Annotated in this window: 11 protein-coding genes; all 11 read left to right on the top strand. The window is 53.5% G+C overall.

What is annotated here, in order from left to right; translation table 11 throughout:
• Positions 1–233: 233 nt before the first annotated feature.
• A complete protein-coding gene (locus NW747_RS00970) occupies positions 234–1,697 on the top strand; it encodes an ISLre2 family transposase (RefSeq protein ID WP_273187597.1) in 1,464 nt (487 codons plus the stop codon).
• Positions 1,698–1,850: 153 nt separating this feature from the next.
• A complete protein-coding gene (gene mnmL / locus NW747_RS00965) occupies positions 1,851–2,801 on the top strand; it encodes a tRNA modification radical SAM protein MnmL/YtqA (RefSeq protein ID WP_273187595.1) in 951 nt (316 codons plus the stop codon).
• 19 nt (positions 2,802–2,820) lie between these two features.
• Positions 2,821–3,822 carry a PhoH family protein gene (locus NW747_RS00960; RefSeq protein WP_273187593.1) on the top strand — a complete coding sequence of 334 codons (1,002 nt, stop codon included), beginning with the start codon at positions 2,821–2,823 and terminating at the stop codon, positions 3,820–3,822.
• Complete coding sequence (gene ybeY, locus NW747_RS00955) at positions 3,806–4,297, top strand: rRNA maturation RNase YbeY (protein WP_273187591.1); 492 nt, start codon at positions 3,806–3,808, stop codon at positions 4,295–4,297. The genes NW747_RS00960 and ybeY overlap by 17 nt, the downstream gene beginning before the upstream one ends.
• Entirely contained in the window at positions 4,287–4,688 is a 402-nt protein-coding gene (locus NW747_RS00950) for a cytidine deaminase (protein WP_273187589.1), read from the top strand. Before ybeY ends, NW747_RS00950 begins: the two co-directional genes overlap by 11 nt.
• A 17-nt stretch (positions 4,689–4,705) precedes the next feature.
• Positions 4,706–5,614, top strand: a complete 909-nt coding sequence (era, locus tag NW747_RS00945) for a GTPase Era (RefSeq protein ID WP_273187587.1) — start codon at positions 4,706–4,708, stop codon at positions 5,612–5,614.
• A gap of 1,089 nt (positions 5,615–6,703) precedes the next feature.
• Positions 6,704–8,068 (top strand): hemolysin family protein, encoded by a 1,365-nt coding sequence (locus tag NW747_RS00940; RefSeq protein WP_273187585.1) that lies wholly within the window; start codon positions 6,704–6,706, stop codon positions 8,066–8,068.
• Positions 8,052–8,717: a DNA repair protein RecO gene (recO, locus tag NW747_RS00935; RefSeq protein ID WP_273187583.1), complete on the top strand. Its 666-nt coding sequence runs from the start codon at positions 8,052–8,054 to the stop codon at positions 8,715–8,717. Before NW747_RS00940 ends, recO begins: the two co-directional genes overlap by 17 nt.
• An 875-nt stretch (positions 8,718–9,592) precedes the next feature.
• Entirely contained in the window at positions 9,593–13,402 is a 3,810-nt protein-coding gene (gene rpoB / locus NW747_RS00930; RefSeq protein WP_273188266.1) for a DNA-directed RNA polymerase subunit beta, read from the top strand.
• A 23-nt stretch (positions 13,403–13,425) separates the two neighbouring features.
• The gene (gene rpoC, locus NW747_RS00925) at positions 13,426–17,568 is read left to right on the top strand and encodes a DNA-directed RNA polymerase subunit beta' (RefSeq protein WP_273187581.1); all 4,143 of its coding nucleotides are present in this window, start codon (positions 13,426–13,428) and stop codon (positions 17,566–17,568) included.
• A 1,506-nt stretch (positions 17,569–19,074) separates the two neighbouring features.
• Positions 19,075–20,538, top strand: a complete 1,464-nt coding sequence (locus NW747_RS00920; protein ID WP_273185646.1) for an ISLre2 family transposase — start codon at positions 19,075–19,077, stop codon at positions 20,536–20,538.
• Positions 20,539–20,625 lie beyond the last annotated feature (87 nt).

Here is a 20,625-nt window from a genome sequence, read left to right as displayed (position 1 = left end):
TGCCCTACGGGCAATCCGCAACCCTCGGGGCCAAAGGCCCCGTCAAACTTACGAACCCTCCGGCCGCAGGCCGGTCCATCTTAAGAACCCTCGCGCCGAAGGCGCGTCCCGCTTAGTGTAAAATTTTACTCGGTAGGGGAATTTTTCCAGAAACAATAAAAAAGGAAAGCCTCCCTTTGAGTGGAAATGTTATAATTTCCGTGCACAAATAAAACAAAGAAAGGGCTTTCCTCATGGATATTATAACAAAAACTGGAGAAATTTGGAGTGAAAATGCAATAGGAGCAGTCATTTCTATCATCAAGGAATCTGATGATTCTATTGAGTCTGAAAGGAAGCTAACTCATTGGCTCACTGAAATGAACTGTCAGCTTATAGCTATGGCCCTGGCGCGTATTGACACTGAGCTGTATCAGATTTACAAGGTACAGGGGTGGCGTGTGGCGCGCCGGGACTCTAGGACGATTTGCTGCCGCTATGGAGAGCTGACCTATACCCGAAGACTTCTGCAGAAAGAAGGGAAGAGCTTCTATCCCCTGGACTGCAAAATGGGCTTTGAGTCCAGAAAACACTACAGCCTGGGAATGATTGAGCGGATTGTCGAGGCTGTCGCAATTACCACATCTCGCAGTGCCAGCGAACTCCTGCAAAGCCTGGCAGGGATTACCATCTCCCATCAGTCCGTTATCTCACTCAAGAATTATGCCGGTAAGAAGGCAAAGGCTTACGAAAAAGCATTGGCAGAAGAGGAAAAGGTTGAAAAGCCGACACAGCCGGAAATTATAGCGATTGAAGGAGATGGAATTGTACTCAAGAACAAGGAGAAAGGCGGCGTTTCGGAAGTGCACCGCCTCCAGGTATATGAGGGAGTCAGGAAAAATGGCAACAGGACAGAACTGGTAGGACTTCGCTGCTTTGCAGCTACCAGCAGAAAAGAACTTTTTGCAATGGTAGCAAGCTATCTGCATGGGCACTATGACCTGTCTAAGACCACAGTGCTGTCGAATGGGGATGGAGGTTCCGGGTACCAATTTCAGGACTTTGATCGAATAGTAGAAGGCTGCCTGGATCACCAGCACTTCCTCGACTGCTATCATGTGCATGAAAAGATCCGGACTCGGCTCAGCTTCTGCAACAGAAAACTGATAGACCGTATTATCCGAGAACTTCACCAGAGCGACGATATTATGAAACAGATTCCCGTATGGATGGATACTGCCCGGAGCTGCGCCCGAACAGAGGCGGATTTGGAGGAGGTAGACAAGCTGCAGAGCTATCTGAAAAGAAATGCTCCCTATATCCCCAGCCTGAGTCAGCGCGGCATCCATACAGAGATTCATCTGGGTACTGCAGAAACAAATCACCGGTTCTATAGCTATCGCATGAAGCGGCAGGGACGGAGCTGGTCCAGCGAGGGAATGGAGTGTATGGTTTGGGTATTGACCGCCCGGAAGAATAAAACACTTACAGCAGCTCTCCTGTACCATGCTAATGGGAAAAGCTACAAAAAGATGGATAGAGCCATGCACAAGGCTACGGTGCAGGCAGAGCGTAAAATCGCCCAGAATGTCCGGAGTGAGGCGCAGAAGCGTAAAATGAGAAACTATAGGCCGGGATGCCTGGAGGGGCGTATAGGCGTTTATGGAGCTTCTTCTTCACCAATGGGGAGACTGGCCAGAGCTATACAGAAATACTGATTAAACCGAAGCCACGGAGATAGTAATTATCGACAGTCAAATGAATTACCGAGGAAAACTTGACACTTACCGCGTCCCGCGTCCCATGTGCAATTCTTTCCGGCTTGTTATATAATTAAATTGACTCATTGTTTATTGAAGTACAGGAGATGTATGGAGCGTTACAGGAATTATTCTGATTATCTGAAGGAGAGGTACGGGGAGAAGGTGTACAAGATCCCTGTGTCTCTTCCGGTGACCTGTCCGAACCGGGACGGGTGTCTTTCGTCGGGGGGCTGTATTTTCTGCGGGTCCATCGGCGCTGATTATGAGACGAAGGCGGTGGGCATGGGTATTACCCGCCAGCTGGACCGGAGTATGGCTCATGTGGGGCCGAAGTACAAGGCGCGGAAGTTTATTGCTTATTTCTTGAATTTTACGAATACCTATGCCCCTCTGTCTGATTTCAAAAGCTGGGTGGAGGAGGCCATGAGTCATCCGGCGGTGGTGGCGGTGGATGTGTCTACCCGGCCGGACTGCATTCATGAGGCGTACCTGGATGTGCTGAAGGAGGCGTCGCTGAGGTATGGGAAGGATGTGACGGTGGAGCTGGGGCTCCAGAGCAGTAATGTGCACACCCTTTCTGTGCTGAACCGCTGCCACGGGCTGGCGGAGTTTATCGATGCGGCCCTCCGCATCGGGCGGTATGGCTTCGATCTCTGCACCCATGTGATTGCTGATCTTCCCTGGGATGACCGGCTGGATGTGGCGGAGACGGCGAAGATTATTTCCGCGCTGCCGGTGACGGAGGTGAAGCTTCATTCTCTTTACATCGTGAAGGGGACGAAGCTGGCAGACATGTATGAGAAGGGGGAGGTCTCGCTTCTTCCTATGGAGGAGTACATGGAGCGGGCGGTGCTTTTTCTTTCTTATCTCCGGAAGGATATCGTGGTGCAGCGCATGGTAGGCCGGGCGTCGGGTGGAAATACGATTACTGTGAACGGCGGCTCTCCCTGGTGGGAAGTGAAGGACCGCATCGACCGGCTTTTGGAGGAAAGAAATATTACCCAGGGCTGCCGCTGCCATTATCTGGACGGCAGGGCAGTGAAGCGGTTTTTGAAGTGACAGGGTTCATGAAAGGAAAATGATTACGGAACGGGTAGAAGAAATACTCATCAGGGATTCGCAGGAAGCGTCCCATATTTTTGAAAGAGACAGTTCGTATCTTAAGGTCATGGGAGACCATTACGGCATTGATATATCGGGCCGGGGAAATCTCATCCGCATGAAGGGAGACCATGAGGCGGTGGAGCAGGCGGTTCATGTGGTGGAGCGGCTCCGCCACATGGTGCGTGAGCGTATCCGCCTGTCGGAGCGGCAGGTGCGGCTGGTGATGCGCCTTATGGATGAGGGAAAAGAGCAGCTTCTGGAGGATATGGAAGAGGATATTATCAATTTCACCAAGAGCGGCAATCCCATCCGTCCCCGCACGCTGGGGCAGAAGTTCTATGTGGACGCCATCCGGAGGAATTCCATCACTTTCGGCATCGGCCCGGCAGGTACGGGAAAGACGTACCTGGCGGTGGCCCTGGCGGCCTTTGCCCTTCGGAACCACGATGTGCAGCGCATCATCCTGGTGCGCCCGGTGGTGGAAGCGGGGGAGAAGCTGGGTTTTTTGCCTGGCGATATGCAGGAGAAGGTGAATCCCTATCTGCGTCCTCTCTTCGACGGCCTTTTGGATATGTTCGGCCCCGAGGAGTTCATGCGGCTCCAGCAGAAGGGGCAGATCGAGGTGGCGCCGCTGGCTTATATGCGGGGACGCACGCTGGAGAAGTCTTTCGTCATTCTGGACGAGGCCCAGAATACTACGGTGGAGCAGATTAAAATGTTCCTCACCCGTCTGGGGTTCCGGTCCAAAATGGTGATTAACGGCGACGTGACCCAGATCGACCTGCCGCCCCATGTGAAGAGCGGACTCATCGACGCTCTCCGGGTGCTCGGCGGGGTGAAGGATATCGGACAGGTTCATTTCACAGAGGACGATGTGGTGCGTCACGACCTGGTGGCCGCCATTATCCATGCCTATGAGGAAGATGCTAGGAAAAGAAATAAAAACGGAGGCAGCAGCCATGGAAATCACGATTAATTACAGCGATATGAAATATTACAGTAAGGAACTGGAAGCACTGATTCATAAGGTGCTGGAGAAGGGGGCCGAGCTCCAGAAGGTGCCGGAGGATGCGGAAATCAGCGTGCTCATCTGCGACGGGGAGACTATTCATGAGCTGAACCGGGACTACCGCCATGTGGATGCGCCCACCGACGTCCTTTCCTTTGCCCTGAACGAAGGGGAAGACGATATTCCGGAAGAGGAAAAGGCTCTGGGCGATATCGTCATCAACCTGGACCGGGCGGTGGAACAGGCGAAGGAATTCGGCCACAGCAAGGAAAGGGAAATGGCCTATCTTTCGGTGCACGGTTTCCTCCATATCCTGGGCTATGACCATTACGATCCGGACGAAAAGAAGGCCATGAGAAAGGCGGAGGAAGACATCCTCGGCGCCTGCGGCATTACCCGCATGATGACCGAAGGCAAGCTGGAAGCGGAACATGAAGGCTGAGGTCATCCAGAGCCTTCTGGAAAAGGCGGAGGAGGCCAGGAAGAAAAGCTACTCTCCCTACTCCCGCTATCCCGTGGGAGCGGCCCTGATGGCCAAAGACGGCACCATCTATGCCGGATGCAATGTGGAAAACGTTTCCTACGGCGCCGCCCTCTGCGCGGAACGGAATGCCCTGGGAAGCGCCGTGGCTGATGGACAGCGGGACTTTACCGCCATCGCCATCATCGGGAGCCATGAGGACTACACCATGCCCTGCGGCATCTGCCGCCAGGTGCTGTCCGAATTTCATGTGCCCCTCATCATCTGCGGAAAGTCACCTGAAGACTATCGCACCTATACCCTGGAAGAACTGTTTCCTTCTTCCTTCAGGGCTGAAGAACTGAAACACTGACTCAATAAGGAGAATCCATGACAGACAAAGAAACTAAATTTCATTCCGGCTTCGCTGCCCTGCTGGGCCGGCCCAATGTGGGAAAATCCACACTCATGAATGCCCTTCTGGGAGAAAAGATTTCCATCGTCTCCGCCCACGCCCAGACTACGAGAAATAAAATCACCGGCGTGTGGAACGGCGACAATGCCCAGGTAGTGTTCCTGGATACCCCGGGCATGCACAAGCCCCAGAGCAAACTGGGCGAAGCCATCCGCCAGAGCACCATGGACGCCCTGGACGAGGTGGACATGATCGTCTTCCTCTGCGCCGTGAACGATCCCCTGGGCGCCGGCGACCGCTACATCCTCTCCCTTCTGAAGGACCGGAAAGTGCCGGCCATCCTGGCCCTCTCCAAGACGGACCTCATTTCCAAAGAAGAAGTGCTGAAGAAAATCGTACAGTACAGCAAAATCTACCCCTTCGCTGAAATCATCCCCCTCTCCGCCAAAACCGGGGAGAACCTGGATGAGCTCATGAAGTGCGTGGTGAAATACATGCCCGAAGGACCGAAATACTTCCCTGACGACATGGTGACTGACCAGCCGGAACGAAATATCGTCCAGGAAATCGTGAGAGAAAAACTTCTCACCCGCACCAGAGACGAAGTGCCCCACGCCATCGGCGTATACACCGAAGAATTCTCCGAAAGGGAGAACGGCAAAGTCTACATCCGCTGCACCATCTACGTGGAGCGGGACTCCCAGAAACGGATCATCATCGGCAAAAAAGGCAGCGTCCTCAAAGCCGCCGGCCAGGAAGCCCGGGAAGAAATCCAGAACCTCATCGGCGCCCCGGTGTTCCTGGACCTGTGGGTGAAAGTCACCAAAGACTGGAAGAATAAAGATTATATTCTGAGAGAACTGGGATATAAGGAACATAAGTAACACGCCCCTTTGGGGCGTGAGGGACCGGGACCTGGGCGGTGCTTGCCGGTATTCCCGAAGGTTGACACGCCCTTACGGGCGTGAGGGTTGATGGCGCCGCCGGGCCTTTGGCCCTGGGCGCCAAGGGTTCTGCCTGTGATCGGCTTCGCCTTACAGGCGGGTTGAGGGCTCCGCCCTCGGGAGTTATATAGTACCGCTGCGCTGGCGAGGTGGGCGCCTTCGGCGCCATTTCTTATGCCGCCTTTGGCGGCGAAAACCATACAACCGCCCTGCGGGCGAGGAAATGCACCCCTTTTGGTGGCTGGCGCCACCACCTTCCCCCCGGTGGGGGGACTTTATTCTTCGCTATGCGTTGAGTGAAAGGACTGCTTTTCAGAGCTTTATTGTCCCACCGCTCCGCGGGGGGGAAGGTGGTGCCGTAAGGCACCAAAGGGGGGAAAGCCACCGGAGGTGGCTGATTACCGTAATGCTTTTCAAGCCCTATGACGCAGAAAAGTAAATCCCGTAACGTTCTTGCGTCCCCTTTAGGGGAAGAGGGCCACGAAGTGGCGAAGGGATGTACGAGGGTAAGAATGATTATGATACTCTTATTTTATGTCTTATCGCCCTTCGCTCAGGGGTCCGCCGATTGGCGGTCAGGATAGCGATGGAGCATCCTATCGGTGCTCTGCCCCGTACACCCTTTGCCTCTTCGAGGCGTTCCCCTCAAGGGGAAACGAGAAGTATGGAGAGGAAAAACAGAGAGTCATATATTTCATGTACCATTCCGCTGTTTCCCCCTTTGGTGGTGAACGCAGTGAGCCAATCACCAGAATGCTTATCATGCCATATGACTCATAAAGCCAATCCCGTAACGCTGACTTTATAAGCATTGCCCGAAGGGCAATCCGCCACCCTCAGCGGCAGAGCCGCTGTCGCCCCCTGAGCGAAGCGAATACAACCTTTCTATACAACCTGCGGCGGAGCCGCGTCCCTTTTTTAAAAATTGCGGCGAAGCCGCCACCACAACCCTCGGCCTGAAAGGCCGTCAAACTTAAGAACCTTCCGGCCGTCAGGCCGGTCAATCCTAAGAACCCTCACGCCGCAGGCGTGTTATCCAAGGAGGAATGTCCTATTACTACCGATATACAGTGGCTGGTGCTTTCTCTGGCAGCAGCGCTGGCCGCTTCATTTTTTAATTATAAGAATACGCTGGTCAATTTTTCCTTTGCCCGCATGCGGAAGAAGTACATAGAGGACAATGATGAGCAGGATCCGGAGCTGATCCGAAAGGTGGCTCCTTTTTACCAGCGCACCAGCCAGATTCTGGGCGGCACCCAGGTAGCATTTGTCATTTACTGCGGTATTTTCGCCATCAGCCTGCTGGGTATGGCGGAGAGCGGACGCCATCTGCTTCTTGCCCTGATGGGAGAGGATCTGTCCTGGGCGGTGAATCTCATTCTGGCGGCAGCGGTGGTGGTGCTGGTCCTTCTTTTCTGGACGGGCACCATTCTTTACCCAGGTACCCATGCCCTGGTGGAGCCGCTGCCTATTCTGGCGTCCCACCGGTGGGTGGTGCACTGGAACCGCCGTCTTTTCCATCCCCTTGTGCAGGCAGGGCTTTTCCTGGTGCGCCGCATTTTCCGGCATAACAAGATTCCTTTCAGGAACGAAGTCAATTTCACCTATACGGAAGATGAAATCCGCTGCATCGTGGAGGAAAGCAACAGGAGCGGCCGGCTGAATGCGCTGGAGAATACCCTCATTAAGAATTCCTTCGATTTCTTCGACCTCATGGTACGGGATGTAATGATTCCTAGAAACAATATGGTGGTGCTCTATTATAATGATGACATAGAAACCATGCGGCGTATGATTTCCAAGGCCCACCATACCTGTTATCCGGTGTGCATGGATGATAAGGACCAGATTCTGGGGTTCATCCATGTGAAGGATTTCATGGAAAGCCTTCTCCATGGACAGTCCAATATTAAAACCATTATGAGGGAAATCCTCACGGTACCGGAGGTGATGCCGGCGCCTTCTCTTCTGCAGCTCATGAAGAACCGCCGCATTTATCTGGCGGTGGTGGTGGACGAGTATGGCGGTACTTCGGGGCTGGTGACCCTGGAGGATCTGGTGGAAGAGCTTATCGGCGAGATTCCCCAGTCCGTGGATACCACGCCCTATGAAATCCTGCGCATGAAGGACGGCACCTACGAATTCGACGGCACCGTCATTCTGGAAGACGTATCGGACCGGCTGGAAATCGACCTGGCCGGCGAGGATATGAACGCCACCATCGGCGGTTTCGTATTCTCCCATCTGGAACGAATCCCCAAAGTAGGGGACCACGTGGATTTCTCAGGCTGGCGGTTCTCCGTGCTTCGCATGGAAGGCTTCCGCATCGTCCGGGTGCGGGCGGAAAAGCTGGCGCCATCGGGAAAGGAAGAAAGCCATGACAAGGAAGATTGAGAGCGGAGAAGCCATTGTGCTCCATAGCAGAGAAGGGAGAGAGGGAGGAAAGACCCTCTCTCTTTTTACCATGCAGAAAGGACGCATGGTCATGTCCCTGCCAAGGACCGTGATGGCCCGCTGCGGCAGCGGCCTCACCGCTCCCTTCTCCCTCATCCGCTATACCGCCTCGGTGGAAGGGGAATACGCCCTTCTTTCCCAATACGAGGGACACCTTCTTTTCGATATGATGAAACTTCCCTATGAAGACATGGCCTACTGGTTCTACGTCATAGAGCTGTCCGAAAAACTCTTCCCCCAGGGTGAAAAAGACGACGGCGCCTATGATACCCTTCTCAAGGCAGGCTCTATGGGAGGAAAAAGAAACAGCCTTCCTCTCTGCTTCATGACGGCGGTGAAACTCCTGGCCCAGTCCGGCTTCGACGCCGCCTCGCCGGAAGAAGCGGAAGAAAACCACCTCTCCCCCGAGGCCCTCTCCCTCCTTGCCGCCTTCCGGGACTACCGCTGGCAGGGCCCTTTCTCCCGTCCCATCAACAGAAAAACCTTCCATGAAGCAGCAGCCTACGTGGAAAACTTCGTGGAAAGGGTGTGCGATATCAGGATGCATACGAAAGGGGCGTTTATGAGGACAAGCCCCTTTGGGGCTTGAGGGTTCTAAAGTTTGACGGGGCTATCGCCCCGAGGGTTCTTAAGTTTGACAGCGGCTATGCCGCTGAGGGTTGTGGTGGGGCGCCTCTAAATTATAGAAGGCGCCCTCTTATGAAAAAACCATACAACCGCCCTGCGGGCGTCAGAAATGCATTCCCCCTTGCCCGCTTCGCGGGACTTCCCCCGCAAGCGGGGGCAGAATAACTCGTGCTTATTGTAGTGAGACTTATGAAAGGATTGCTTTGCGGAGCTTTATTGTCCCACCGCTCCGCGGGGGGAAGGTGGTGCCGTAAGGCACCAAAGGGGGGAAAGCCACCGGAGGTGGCTGATCACCGTAATGCTTTTCATGACGTATGATGCAGAAAGGTAAATCCGTAACGCTGACTTTATAAGTATTGCCCGAAGGGCAATCCGCAACCCTCGGGGCCAAAGGCCCCGTCAAACTTAAGAACCCTTGGGCCGAAGGCCCATCCATCTTAAGAACCTTTCCCTCTGAACCTTTTGAACCCTCTGAACCTTCTGAACCCGGGCCACAGAGTGGCCCTATTCCCTATTGCTTTTTCCCTCCTGCAATGCTAGAATTGGCTGGAACAAAAAGTGCTGAAAATGCAATAGGAAATTTCTACGCAAGAAAATTTCTATAGCAGGCATAAAAAATTCTATAAAAGAAAATATCTTAACTGTGTTATTCAAAAGTTTTTGGTATAAATGAGGAACGAATCCTTGCATTGTGTCTTTAAATGTAGTAAAATTTACCTTTGCAACCGTTCCTTTTTATTTTATTTATAAGGTATGTATATAGGCTGACAGGAGGAACCTTTCCTGGAGGCCCTGTTTTGAAACGAAAGGGTGAGGCGAGGAATGCCCAAAAGCAAGATGTTCAGACCTGTGCAGGTTGGTAAGAAGAAGAGATACACCTATGCCAGATCACAGGAAGTTCTGAAAATGCCGCATTTGCTCGATCTGCAGACGAAGTCCTATGAATGGTTCTGCAGGGAAGGGCTGAAGGATGTATTTGCAGATATTTCCCCAATTGAGGACAGCGCACATAAGTGGGCGCTTCACTTTGGCGATTACTATTTCGGCAAAGGCAAGTACAATATCGAACAGTGCAAGGCAAAGGATGTCAATTATTCGGCTCCTCTCTATGTGAAGGTGCGCCTGGAAAACAAGGAGACCGGAGAGCTGAAGGAACATGATCTTTTCATGGGTGATTTCCCGGTAATGACCGATACCGGCACGTTTATCATCAACGGTGCTGAACGTGTCATCGTTTCCCAGCTGGTCCGTTCTCCCGGCGTGTACTACAAGAAGGAAAGGGACGCTTTCGATAAGGAAATCTACAGTGCCCAGCTCATTCCGAACCGCGGTGCCTGGATCGAACTGGAATCGGATCCGTCAGGTTCCATTTCCGTTCGTATCGACAGAAACCGCAAGATGCCGGTGACTGTTCTTGTCCGTGCCCTGGGCTATTCTTCCAATGAGGAAATCCTTGATCTTTTCGATCATGATATCCACATTGAAAGGACGCTGGAGAAGGATAATACCACGGACCGCAAGTCCGCTCTCATTGAAATCTACCACAAGCTGCGCCCCGGTGAACCGGCTACGGAAGAATCCGGTACTACGCTGCTTAACAATTTCTTCTATGATCCCCGTCGTTACGATCTGGCCAAGGTAGGCCGCTACAAACTGAACAAGAAGCTGGCCTGGAAGAACCGTCTTCGCGGTCATAAGACCGATGGCCCCATCGTGAATACGGAAACCGGCGAAGTGGTGATTGAAGCCAACAGCCTCATTGATGATGATGCTATTGCCCGTATCGAGGAAAGCGGCGTGTTCTCTTCCTTCGACCAGGTGGAAGTGATGACGCAGAAGGATGACGGCACACCGGTCAAGGTGATCTGCTCTTCCGGCAACAGGGAAGATAATTACCGTATCCTGGAACGGTGCGACATTATTGCCTGCATCGATTACCTGCTGAACATGATGCAGGGCTACGGCAGAAGCGATGATATCGACCATCTGGGCAACCGCCGCGTTCGCTGCGTAGGCGAACTTCTGCAGAACCAGTTCCGCATCGGCCTCACCCGTATGGAACGAGTGGTTCGTGAAAGAATGACTACCCAGGACCAGGACAAGATGACTCCCCAGGCTCTGGTGAATATCCGCCCTGTAGTGGCAGCTATCAAGGAATTCTTCGGATCCTCTCAGCTGTCCCAGTTCATGGACCAGACAAACCCGCTGGCTGAACTGACCCATAAGCGCCGTCTGTCCGCTCTGGGCCCCGGCGGTCTGTCCCGTGAAAGAGCAGGGTTCGAAGTCCGCGACGTACATTACTCCCATTACGGCCGTATGTGCCCGGTAGAAACCCCTGAAGGTCCTAACATCGGCCTGATTTCCTCTCTGTCCAACTACGGTATCATCAACAAGTACGGTCTCATCGAGACCCCGTACCGCATTATCGAAAAGTCGGAAGATCCCAAGACCGGCGTTAAGGAATACCACGTAACCGACGAAACAAAGTATGTCACCGCCGATATCGAAGAAGACAAGATCATTGCCCAGGCTTCGGAACCGCTGGATGCGGAAGGCCATTTCATCCATAAGAATGTGGCAAGCCGCCGCGGCCCCGATGTATTGGAAGCAGAACCGGAAGAAGTAGACCTGATGGACGTATCTCCAAAGCAGGTTGTCTCCATCGGTACATCCCTCATTCCATTCCTGGAACACGATGATACGAACCGTGCCCTCATGGGCGCCAACATGCAGCGCCAGGCTGTGCCGCTGCTCCGTCCGGAAGCGCCTCTGGTAGGCACCGGTATGGAATGGGTGGCAGGCCAGGACTCCGGCGTCTGCATCCTCGCCAAGAGGGGCGGCACCGTGGAAAGAGTAACAGGCCGCCAGATCATTGTCCGCGCAGACAATGGCGAGCTTGACACCTATGACCTCATTAAGTTCATGCGTTCCAACCAGTCCACCTGCATCAACCAGCGCCCCACCGTATTCAAGGGCGAAAGGGTTGAAAAGGGCGACACCCTGGCTGACGGCATGGCAACGGACCAGGGCGAACTGGCTCTGGGCCACAACGTACTGGTAGCCTTCGTATCCTGGGAAGGGTACAACCACGAAGACGCCGTACTGATTTCCGAACGTCTCTGCAAGGATGACCTCTACACTTCCATCCATATTGAAGAATACGAATGCGACGCCAGAGATACCAAGCTGGGCGAAGAAGAAATTACCCGCCAGCTGTCTTCCGTTTCCGAAGACGCTGTGAAATATCTGGATGAAAACGGCATTATCATGGTAGGCGCTGATGTACGGCCCGGCGATATCCTGGTAGGCAAGGTGACACCGAAGGGCGAAACCGAACTGACTCCGGAAGAAAGACTTCTGCGCGCCATCTTCGGCGACAAGGAAAGAGAAGTCCGCGATACATCCCTGCGCGTGCCCCATGGCGAATTCGGCAAGGTGGTGGACGTGAAGGTATTCACCCGTGAAAACGGCGACGAACTGGCTCCCGGCGTGAACAAACTGGTGCGTGTCTACATTGCCCAGAAACGTAAGATCCGCGAAGGCGACAAGATGGCCGGCCGTCACGGCAACAAGTGCGTATGCTCCAGAATCCTTCCGGTGGAAGATATGCCTTTCACTCCCGATGGCCGTCCGGTGGACTTGGTACTGAACCCCCTGGGCGTACCGTCCCGAATGAATATCGGCCAGATTCTGGAAATCCATCTGTCCTGGGCCTGCCATATGCTGGGCGAAGAAATCCGCGCAGCCCTGAAAGCAGGAGAGGGCTCTGACCAGTACGAAGAAATGAAGCAGCGCCTCATCGACTGCGGCTATGATTTTGAAAAATACGGCATGCCTGAACCTACAGAATCGGGCATCCACATTGCAACGCCTGTCTTCGACGGCTGCCGCGATGAAGACCTGGCAGCTACCCTGAAGGCAGCCGGACTTCCGGCCAACGCCAAGACCGACCTCTATGACGGCCGTACCGGTGAAAAACTGGACAACCAGGTCACCATCGGCTGGAAATACATGCTGAAACTCCATCATCTGGTTGATGATAAGATTCATGCCCGCTCCACCGGTCCATACTCCCTGGTTACCCAGCAGCCACTGGGCGGCAAGGCACAGTTCGGCGGCCAGCGCTTCGGCGAAATGGAAGTCTGGGCACTGGAAGCCTACGGTGCAGCCTACACCCTGCAGGAAATCCTGACAGTGAAGTCCGATGATGTCATCGGTCGTGTGAAGGCCTATGAAAAGATTGTAAAGGGCGAAAACATTCCGAGCCCCGGCGTTCCGGAATCTTTCAAGGTCCTCATGAAAGAACTGCAGTCCATCGGACTGGACGTACGGATTCTCAATGAAAACGGGGATGAAGTGGTTCTGAAGGAACTGGACGAAAGCGATCTGGAACAGGGTTACGGCGGCGGCGAACGCTGGCACCGGGACGAAGTGAAGGAAGCCATGGAAGGGGACAGTGCAGTCACTGAATCCAGAAATGCCATGGAAACATCCATGAACGGCGGAGCAGCTGCCGACAACAATGATGTAGCCTCCTTCAACGATACCCTGGAAGCCGAAGCCAATGCTCCCACCGACGAAGAAGCAGGATTCGGCGAAACGGATATGAACAATGAAACCGGCCACAATGATGGCCAGGATGAATAAACCCGGAAAGGAGAAGAACCCAATTGTTAGATGTAAACGAATTTGATTCCATGAAAATCGGTATCGCCTCTCCGGAAAAGATCCTTGAATGGTCCCACGGCGAAGTGACCAAGCCGGAAACCATCAACTACAGAACCCTGAAGGCAGAAACCGACGGTCTCTTCTGTGAAAAGATTTTCGGACCAACCAAGGACTGGGAATGCAAATGCGGCAAGTACAAGAAAATGCGCTACAGAGGCACCATCTGCGACAAGTGCGGCGTAGAAGTGACCAGCTCCAAGGTGCGTCGTGAAAGAATGGGCCACATTGCTCTTGCCTGCCCGGTATCCCATATCTGGTATTTCAAAGGCACCCCTTCCCGCATCGGCCTGATTCTTGAAATCTCCCCCCGCCAGCTGGAAAGAGTCCTCTATTTCGCAGCTTATATCGTCCTTGACCCCGGCAGCACAGACCTTCTGAAGAAGCAGGTGCTGAACGAACAGGAATACCAGGACGCTGTAGCTAAATTCGGCCCCGGCTCCTTCAAGGCCCAGATGGGCGCAGAAGCCATCCAGAAACTGCTGAAGGAACTGGACTTGCCGAAACTGGAAGCAGCCCTCAAGAAGGAAATCGAAGAAGGCAGCGGCCAGCGCAAAGTGAGATGCATCCGCCGTCTGGAAGAAGTGGAAGCCTTCCTTCACTCCGGCAACAAACCGGAATGGATGATCCTCACCGTCCTTCCGGTCATTCCGCCGGACCTCCGTCCGATGGTCCAGCTCGACGGCGGCCGTTTTGCCACCTCCGACCTGAATGACCTGTACCGCCGAGTCATCAACAGAAACAACCGCCTGAAACGGCTTATGGAACTGGGCGCTCCGGAAATCATCATCCGCAACGAAAAACGTATGCTCCAGGAAGCAGTGGATGCCCTCATCGATAACGGCCGCCGCGGCAGAGCCGTATCGGGCCCCGGCAACCGTCCCCTGAAGTCCCTGTCCGATATGCTGAAAGGCAAGCAGGGCCGTTTCCGTCAGAACCTCCTCGGTAAACGTGTCGACTACTCCGGTCGTTCCGTAATCGTCGTGGGTCCTGAACTGAAAATGTACCAGTGCGGCCTGCCGAAGGAAATGGCCATCGAACTCTTCAAGCCCTTCATTATGCATGAGCTCATCAAGAGAGGCGTAGCCAACAACCTGAAAGCTGCCCGTAAGAAAGTAGATAAACTGGCTCCCGAAGTCTGGGATGTACTGGGCGATGTGATCAAAGAACATCCGGTACTCCTGAACCGTGCGCCTACCCTGCACAGACTGGGCATCCAGGCCTTCGAACCCATCCTTTGGGAAGGCCGTGCCATCAAGCTGCACCCCCTGGTATGCCCGGGCTACAACGCCGACTTCGACGGCGACCAGATGGCCTGCCATCTGCCGCTGTCCGTGGAAGCACAGGCCGAAGCCAGAACCCTCATGCTTTCCATTAACAACATCCTTTCCACCAAGGATGGCAAACCGGTAGCTATTCCTTCCCAGGATATGATTCTGGGCTCCTACTACCTCACCATTGTGGAAACGGCCAACGATGCGAAAGTCGATTTCACACCGGAAGAAAAAGCAGCCAACCCCAATGCGAAATTTGACCCCATGAAACAGTGGAAAAAGGCAGAAGATGAAATGGACACCTCCCGCCTCCACGCCTATACCGGATACGACGAAGTCATGCTGGCCTATGCCCTCCATGAAATCCGCATCCACGATTTCATCAAAGTCCGCATCCCCAAAGAAGACCGTCCCGACGGCTTCAATGAAGATGACAAGGACCTGGTCATCACCACCCCTGGCCGTCTGATTTTCAACTACGCCATTCCAAGGGAACTCCGTTTCTTCTACAAACGCCATGAAAAGAGAGTAGACGAAAACGGAAAGACCTACGAAGTAGTGAACAACGGTCTGGGCATCACCATCGGCAAGAAGCAGATGGGCAAGCTCGTAAACGACTGCTTCAAGAAACTGGGCTTCAAAGCCACCGGCGACCTTCTGGACTCCGTCAAAGCCCTGGGCTTCCACTACGCCCTGGTTTCCGGCATTTCCATCGGCATCTACGACGTAGCCGTACCGCCTGAAAAGGATAAGATCCTGGCAGACGGCGATGCCAAGGTAGAACAGATTAAGAAATTCTTCCGCCGCGGCCTCATGACCGACGATGAAAGATACAGAAGAGTCGTTGAAGTATGGAGCAAGAAGACAGACGAAGTAGGTGCTGCCATGAAGAGCTCCATGGTGAAATTCAACCCGCTGACCATGATGGCCCAGTCCGGCGCCCGTGGTAATGATAACCAGATCAGACAGCTGGCCGGCATGCGCGGCCTCATTGCCGATACCTCCGGTAAGACCGTAGAACTGCCGGTTAAGGCAAACTTCCGCGAAGGCCTCACCGTCCTCGATTACTTCACCTCCTCCCACGGCGCCCGTAAAGGTCTGGCCGACACCGCACTCCGTACGGCAGACTCCGGCTACCTGACCCGCCGTCTGGTCGACGTTTCCCAGGACGTCATCGTCCGCGAAGAAGACTGCGACGTACAGGTGCTGAACTTCGACAGAGAACAGAGCATCATCGCTTCCCAGCCGGAAGTGAAGAACCGCATTATGACCCTGAAGCCCCACCTTCTGGGGGCTGTCCTTGACGAAGACGTCATTGACAGAAGAAACGGCGACATCCTTCTGGTGAAAGGCAAGACCCTGGACGCCGACGATGTGACTCTTCTGAACCACCACCTGGTGGAAGAAGTCAAAGTCATCATCCCCTCCGCTGAAGGCGAAGAAGCTGAAAAACAGCAGACCTTCAACCTGGGCACCGCTGACGCCGTAGCCGAATACAACCGGGCTATGCGCCACCACCTCACCGTCCACTTTGCCGGAAAGAAACTGGAAGAAGACGCCTATGACCGCAAAGGAAACCTGGTTCTTCCGAAAGGCACCGAAATCACTCCGGAAGCTGCAGAAACCATTCTCTCCTCCGACATTCCTCTCATCAAAGTCCGTATGGACCAGATGGAAGGCGTAGAAGTCAGCAAGATCGAAGAAAACGGACAGCCCATCGAATCCCTGGCAGACCGCATTGCCGGCCGCTGCCCGCTGGAAGATGTGGTGAACCCTGACACCGGCGAAATCATCGCGAAGAAAAACGAAGAAATCACCGATGACCAGGCAGCTGAAATCGAAAAACACTACGACAAGCTCAAAGTCCGCTCCATCCTTACCTGCCGCTCCGCTCATGGCGTCTGCGCTAAATGCTATGGCAGAAACCTGGCTACCGGCCGCCATGTAGAAATCGGCGAAGCCGTAGGCATCATCGCCGCCCAGTCCATCGGCGAACCTGGTACCCAGCTCACCATGCGTACATTCCATACCGGCGGCGTTGCTTCCGCAGAAGATATCACACAGGGTCTTCCTCGTGTCGAAGAATTGTTCGAAGCACGCAAACCGAAAGGCAATGCTACCATTTCCCGCATCGCCGGCACCGTATCCATTACCTCCGCTGAAGACAACCCCAACGTTAAGATCATCAACATCACCAACGATGAGGAAACGGAAAGTGAAAAGATTCCGGTGGCCAAAAAGATTTCCGTACAGGACGGACAGCACATCGAAGCAGGCACCCGCCTCTTTGAAGGTAACGTCAACCCTCACGATATCCTGGCAGTCCTCGGCGTACAGGCTACCCAGAACTATATCGTTAAAGAAGTACAGAAAGTATATAGAAGCCAGGGCGTAGAAATCAATGATAAACACATTGAAATCATCGTTCACCAGATGCTCCGCAAGATCAAGATCATAGATCCCGGAGACTCCGGCTGGCTCCCCGGCGAAACCGTAGATATCGTCGCATACCGCGGCACCAATGAACGCCTCGAAGACGAAGGCAGAAAGAAAGCCATTGGTGAAAACCTGCTCCTCGGCACCACCAAGGCAGCCCTGGCCACCGACTCCTTCCTCTCCGCCGCATCCTTCCAGGAAACCACCAGAGTACTTACCGAAGCCGCTATCAAAGGCAAGGAAGATCCTCTCCTGGGTCTCAAGGAAAACGTCATCATCGGCAAACTCATTCCTGCCGGTACCGGCATGTCCCGCTACCGCAAGCTCAAAGTGGTTCACAACGACGAACCGCCGGCAGCTGAAGAAAAAGCGGAATAATATCATAAAAAAACAGCTCCTTTCAAGGGGCTGTTTTTTTATGGACACGCCCCTTTGGGGCTTGAGGGTTGACGGCCCGATGGGCCGAAGGTTCTTAAGGGGCTAAAGTTTGACGCGCCTCTGGCGTGCACAGCGAACATGATTTGAAGGAGCAAAGCGACGCACAAATCATAGTGAGTCGTTTCCCCTTTAGGGGCGAGGGTTGTGGTGGGGCGCCTCTAAATTTATGGAAGGCGCCCTCTTATGATAAAACCTTTACAACCGGGCTTCGCCCGTGGGAAAACAGGCCAACCGCCCTTTCGGGCGAGGGAGATCCCCCTTTGGTGGCTGGCGCCACCACCTTTCCGCCCCGCTGGGAAGCGTGTCACTGGATTCTCAGTTGCCTACGGCTCCTTACGAATCCAGTTCCTTTGCCACCCCCGCAGTTCGGTGGGGCGGCAAAAGGAAAGCGCCTTAATGGGCAGGCTAGGCGCCTTACTTCGCCCCACTTGGAGGTCCTATGCAGGACCTCCACAGGGGACTATAAAGCTCCGTTATGCTGTAAGCTGCTTATGAAAGGACTGCTTTTCAGAGCTTTATTCTGCCCCCTGCATAGGGGGAAGTCCGGCGCAGCCGGATAGGGGGTGGCGAGCGCAGCGAGCCAGTCAGCAGAATTGTTTTCATGCCATATGACACTGAAAGCCAATCCCGTAACGTTCTTGCGTCCCCTTTAGGGGAAGAGGGCCACGAAGTGGCGAAGGGTGTGCAAGCGAACTGGATTCATAGGGGAGCCCCGCGACCCGCGAATCCAGTGAGACGCCATCCAGCGAAGTCGGTGTGGACGGTGGTAAGAATGATTATGATATTCTTATTCTATGTCTTATCGCCCTAAAGGGGAAACGACTCACTATGATTTGTGCGTCGCTGGTGCTCCTGCATCCATTGCTGTCACTGACTCACTGGATTTTCAGGTCGCTGATGCTCCCTTAAAAATCCAGTTCGCATAGTGCAAAATGTGTTCGCTGTGCATCGCTTTGATCAGGGGGCCGCCGATTGGCGGTCAGGACCGCGATGGAGCATCCTATCGGTACTCTGCCCCGTACACCCTTTCCCGCTTCGCGGGACTTCCCCTCAAGGGGAAACGAGAAAATAGGTGGCACTGGATATTGTGTCACCTATGACACAGACAGCCAATCCCGTAACGCTGACTTTATAAGCATTGCCCGTAAGGGCAATCCACCACCCTCAGCGACGCAGGCGCTGTTGCCCCTTGAGCGCCAGCGAACACAACCTGCCGCCGTCAGGCGGCTACAACCCTCGGGGCGAAGCCCCGTCAACCTTCCCCTCTGAACCTTTTGAACCCTCTGAACCCTATGAACCCTCGCGCCGAAGGCGCGTGTCCACTTAGTGTAAAATTTTACTCGGTAAGGGAATTTTTCCAGAAACAATAAAAGAGGAAAGCCTCCCCTTGAGTGGAAATGTTATAATTTCCGTGGCAAAGAATAAAACAAAGAAAGGGCTTTCCTCATGGATATTATAACAAAAACTGGAGAAATTTGGAGTGAAAATGCAATAGGAGCAGTCATTTCTATCATCAAGGAATCTGATGATTCTATTGAGTCTGAAAGGAAGCTAACTCATTGGCTCGAAGAAATGAACTGTCAGCTTATAGCTATGGCTCTGGAGCGTATTGATGCCGAGCTGTATCAGATTTACAAGGCACAGAGGTGGCGTGTAGCGCGCCGGGACTCCCGGACGATTTACTGTCGCTATGGAGAGCTGACCTATACCCGAAGACTTCTGCAGAAAGATGGGAAGAGCTTCTATCCCCTGGACCGCAAAATGGGCTTTGAACCCAGAAAGCACTACAGCCTGGGAATGATTGAGCGGATTGTCGAGGCTGTCGCAATTACCACATCTCGAAGTGCCAGCGAACTCCTGCAAAGCCTGGCAGGGATTACCATCTCCCATCAGTCCGTTATCTCACTCAAGAATTATGCCGGTAAGAAGGCAAAGGCTTACGAAAAAACATTGGCAGAAGAGGAAAAGGTTGAAAAGCCGACACAGCCGGAAATTATAGCGATTGAAGGAGATGGAATTGTACTCAAGAACAAGGAGAAAGGCGGCGTTTCGGAAGTGCACCGCCTCCAGGTATATGAGGGAGTCAGGAAAAATGGCAACAGGACAGAACTGGTAGGACTTCGCTGCTTTGCATCTACCAGCAGAAAAGAACTTTTTGCAATGGTAAGAAGCTATCTGCTTGGGCACTATGACCTGTCTAAGACCACAGTGCTGTCGAATGGGGATGGAGGGTCCGGATACCAGTTTCAGGACTTTGAGCGAATAGTAGAAGGCTGCCTAGATCACCAGCACTTCCGCGACTGCTATCATGTGCATGAAAAGATCCGGACCCGGCTCAGCTTCTGCAACAGGAAACTGATAGACCGTATTATCCGAGAACTTCACCAGACCGACGATATTATGAAACAGATTCCCGTATGGATGGATACTGCCCGGAGCTGCGCCCGAACAGAGGCGGATTTAGAGGAGGTAGACAAGCTGCAGAGCTATCTGGAGAGAAATGCCCCCTATATCCCCAGCCTAAGTCAGCGCGGCATCCATACAGAGATTCATCTGGGGACTGCAGAAACAAATCACCGGTTCTACAGCTATCGCATGAAGCGGCAGGGACGGAGCTGGTCCAGCGAGGGAATGGAGTGTATGGTTTGGGTATTAACCGCCCGGAAGAATAAAACACTTACAGCAGCTCTCCTGTACCATGCTAATGGGAAAAGCTACAAAAAGATGGATAGAGCCATGCACAAGGCTGCGGTGCAGGCAGAGCGTAAAATCGCCCAGAATGTCCGGAGTGAGGTGCAGAAGCGCAAAATGAGAAACTATAGGCCAGGATGCCTGGAGGGGCGTATAGGCGTTTATGGAGCTTCTTCTTCACCAATGGGGAGACTGGCCAGAGCTATACAGAAATACTGATAAAACCGAAGCCACGGAGATAGTAATTATCGACAGTCAAATGAATTACCGAGGAAAACTTGACACTTACGCGTGTCCAACTCCCTC

The organism is Dialister succinatiphilus, from assembly GCF_928721695.1.
GTDB classification, from domain to species: Bacteria; Bacillota; Negativicutes; order Veillonellales; family Dialisteraceae; genus Dialister; species Dialister succinatiphilus.
Note: the sequence above shows the minus strand (reverse complement) of the source record. Positions and strands in the feature narration are given on the sequence as shown.

What these genes read in the sequence shown, in the direction of transcription:
- rpoB (WP_273188266.1), top strand. Translation starts at nt 9,593, where the DNA reads ATGTTCAGACCTGTGCAGGTTGGTAAGAAGAAGAGATACACCTATGCC.
- recO (WP_273187583.1), top strand. Translation starts at nt 8,052, where the DNA reads ATGACAAGGAAGATTGAGAGCGGAGAAGCCATTGTGCTCCATAGCAGA.
- NW747_RS00920 (WP_273185646.1), top strand. Translation starts at nt 19,075, where the DNA reads ATGGATATTATAACAAAAACTGGAGAAATTTGGAGTGAAAATGCAATA.
- NW747_RS00960 (WP_273187593.1), top strand. Translation starts at nt 2,821, where the DNA reads ATGATTACGGAACGGGTAGAAGAAATACTCATCAGGGATTCGCAGGAA.
- mnmL (WP_273187595.1), top strand. Translation starts at nt 1,851, where the DNA reads ATGGAGCGTTACAGGAATTATTCTGATTATCTGAAGGAGAGGTACGGG.
- NW747_RS00970 (WP_273187597.1), top strand. Translation starts at nt 234, where the DNA reads ATGGATATTATAACAAAAACTGGAGAAATTTGGAGTGAAAATGCAATA.
- ybeY (WP_273187591.1), top strand. Translation starts at nt 3,806, where the DNA reads ATGGAAATCACGATTAATTACAGCGATATGAAATATTACAGTAAGGAA.
- NW747_RS00950 (WP_273187589.1), top strand. Translation starts at nt 4,287, where the DNA reads ATGAAGGCTGAGGTCATCCAGAGCCTTCTGGAAAAGGCGGAGGAGGCC.
- era (WP_273187587.1), top strand. Translation starts at nt 4,706, where the DNA reads ATGACAGACAAAGAAACTAAATTTCATTCCGGCTTCGCTGCCCTGCTG.